3 protein-coding genes are annotated in these 2,978 nt (G+C 64.0%); all 3 read right to left on the reverse strand.

The annotated features are described in order from the left end of the window. Positions 1-532, reverse strand: a 532-nt coding sequence (locus tag EOA27_RS29815; RefSeq protein ID WP_127257913.1) for an ABC transporter substrate-binding protein, incomplete at its 3' end; no start/stop codon positions are given. 54 nt (positions 533-586) lie between these two features. Next, complete coding sequence (locus EOA27_RS29820) at positions 587-1,360, reverse strand: DUF427 domain-containing protein (RefSeq protein WP_127257915.1); 774 nt, start codon at positions 1,358-1,360, stop codon at positions 587-589. 11 nt (positions 1,361-1,371) lie between these two features. After that, positions 1,372-2,730, reverse strand: a complete 1,359-nt coding sequence (locus tag EOA27_RS29825; RefSeq protein WP_127257917.1) for an LLM class flavin-dependent oxidoreductase — start codon at positions 2,728-2,730, stop codon at positions 1,372-1,374. Positions 2,731-2,978 lie beyond the last annotated feature (248 nt).

Genomic DNA, 2,978 nt, shown 5'->3' on the forward strand with positions numbered 1-2,978 from the left:
TCTTGGCGCCGCCCTTGGACAGGATGCCCTTGTAGGCCGACAGAGCCGACGAGCCGCTGTTCGGATCGACCAGACGCTCGAAGCTCGCCACCACGTCCTTGGCGGTGACGGTGCGGCCGTCATGGAATTTCACGCCGGGGCGCAGCTTGAAGGTCCAGCGCTTGGCCGTCTCGTCGGCTTCCCAGGACAAAGCGAGCTTCGGATGCAGCCCGTCCTTGGGATCGTCGAGGATCAGATATTCGCCGACCTGGCTGAGAACGCCGATGCTGGCCGGATCGGTGACGGTGACCGGATCGATCGCCTTGGTCGGCTGGCCAAGCCCGACGCGGACGGTGCCGCCGGCGGCAGCCGCGCGGGCCTGACCGGAGAAGCCGAGGCCCTGCGACGCGGCGAAGCCGGTCAGGCCGATGAGCGCGGCGTATTTCAACAGGTCGCGGCGCTTGAGGTAGCCCTTGGCGTATTCGTCGACGGCGACGTTCCAGATGTCGCCGGAGAGATTGCGAAGGGCGTCGATTTCGTTGCGCTTGGTCATTTTTGCCTCTGTGAAAAAGGGTTTTGAAAATGAGGTGACGACGACGGGGCCGGATCAGACCGGCTGGCCGTCGAGATGGATGCGGTCGACTGCTTGCGGATAGAAGGCGATCAGCCCCTTGATCTTCGGCATCTCGGCGATCGGATCGCGGTAAGCCCAGGCGATGTCCTCGCGTAGCGAACCGTCCTTGAGCACGCCCGACCAATAGGAGGCGATGCCCTTGTAGGGACATCGGGTCCTCGTCAGCGAGGCCCTCAGCCGGTCGAGACGGACATCCTCCAGCGGTAGATAAAAACGCGTCGGCAGGTGCGTTTCGAACAGGAGCACGGGACGGCGGCTGTCGGCGATCGGCTCACCGTCGAACCAGATCTCGACATGGCTGGAGCTCTGCAGCACGTCGATGCGCGCATAGGGATCGCGGGCATGGACGAAGACCTCTTCCTCCTCCTCGAACCATTGGTCGACGAGGTTCCAGGTGAAGGCTATGCGGCCGGCGAGCGACGCGAGGTTTTCGTCGGGCGGAGCGGTAAACGACCAGGCTGCATCAGCGGCGCGCCTGTCGCCCGCTTCGATATCCCAGTATTTCGTCTCGCCGCCGACCGGATGCTGCTGGCCTTGTTTCGAAGGCTTCAGCACCGACTGGTCGATCGCCGCCAGCGGAAAGAAATAGATCGGCAGGAAGTGGTTGGAGCGCAGCACCAGCACGTTGCGGCTGTCGGCGATGACGCGGCCGCCGAATTTGACGCGAATGCGCTTGGGGCTGTGCAGGACGTTGATCAGCTGCGGCGCGGTCGCCTCGCGCGGCTGCAATCTCGGTGCGGCGGTCATGGCGGCTCTCCTCAGGACACGGCGCGCTGATTGGCGCGCTGCTCGGCGAAGCGGTTGGCGGGACGGGCGAGGCCGAAGCGGTCGCGCAGCGTTCCGGGAGCGTATTCGGTCGGGAAGACGCCGCGGCGTTGCAGCTCCGGCACGACCTGCTCGGCGAAGTTGATCCAGTCTTCCGGCAGCAGCGGGAACATCAGGTTGAAGCCATCGGCGGCGCCCGCCTCGAACCAGTCCTGCAGCTGGTCGGCGATCTGCTTCGGCGTGCCGGCGACGGTCGGCACCGAGCCGCTGTTCGCCAGCTTGCGGGCGATTTCGCGCAGCGTCAGGTTCTGCGTCGCCCACTGCTTGACCCGATTGAGCGAGGTGCGCCCGCCGTTGAAGGTGCTTTCGTCCGGAAGCTGCGGCAGCGGGCCGTCCGGCGGATAGGCCGAGAGATCGATGCCGCTCCAGCTCGACAGGAGATCGATGCCGACACGATCGGGGAGCAGCGTCTGCAGATATTCCTGCCTGTCGCGCGCCTCGGCCTCGGAAGCGGCGACGATCGGCAATATGCCGGGCAGGATCTTGAAGCTCTCCGGCTTCCTGCCGTATCGGGCGAGACGCTCGTTGATGTCCTCACGGTACCGGATGCCGTCTTCCCTGGTGCTATAGATGGCAAAATGGGCATCGGCATGGGCGGTGGCGAAGTCCTTGCCGTCCTCGGACGAGCCGGCCTGGACGATCAGCGGGTGGCCCTGCGGCGGCCGCGAGACGTTGAGCGGCCCGCGCACCTTGAAATGCGCGCCGCGATGGTCGAGCACATGGACCTTGTCCGGATCGGCGAAATAGCCGGTTTCCTTGTCGAACAGCAGGGCTTCGTCCTCCCAGCTGTCCCACAGCCCTTTGACGATATCGAGGAATTCGGCGGCGCGCTGGTAGCGGAAGGCGTGCTCGATATTGCCGTCGCGGCCGAAATTGCGCGCCTCTTCGTCCATGGCCGAGGTGACGACGTTCCACGACGCCCTGCCGCCGCTGATATGGTCGAGCGAGGCGAACAGCCGCGCCACGTTGTAGGGCTCGCTGTAGGAGCTCGAGGCGGTGGTGATGAGACCGATGTGTTTCGTCACGCTGGCCAGCGCCGACAAAAGCGTCAGTGGCTCGAGGCGGGCATTGGCGTAGTGGGCGACACCGCTCTTCACCGAATCCCAGATGGACACGTGGTCGGCGACGAAGATGGTGTCGATCCTGGCGCGCTCGGCCGCCTGAACGAGCTCGCGATAGTAATCGAAGGAGAGCACTTCCCGGCCTGGCGCGCGCGGATGGCGCCACGACATGCGATGGTCACCCTGCGGGTTGAAGAAGAACGCGCTGAGGATCAACTGATTTCGCGCCATGCCGGCCTCCTTGCAAATCGCTGGGAGACGCGGGCGCCGCATTGGTCGGCGCGACCCGCGATCTCCAATTTGCAAAAGGCTAGATTGCGTTTGGCGTTAATTCGAGTAATTTTATAGAGATAATATACTATGCAAGCGGAAGCGATTGCCCTCGATTAGGGCACCGGCAGAAAGCGATTTCGAGGTCTTGATGTCCCATTCGGTGCTGAATGTGGAGAAACTTTCCATCGCGTATGGCGGGAAAAGAG

Origin of the sequence: Mesorhizobium sp. M2A.F.Ca.ET.037.01.1.1, assembly GCF_003998075.1 — a bacterium.
Lineage (GTDB): Bacteria > Pseudomonadota > Alphaproteobacteria > Rhizobiales > Rhizobiaceae > Mesorhizobium.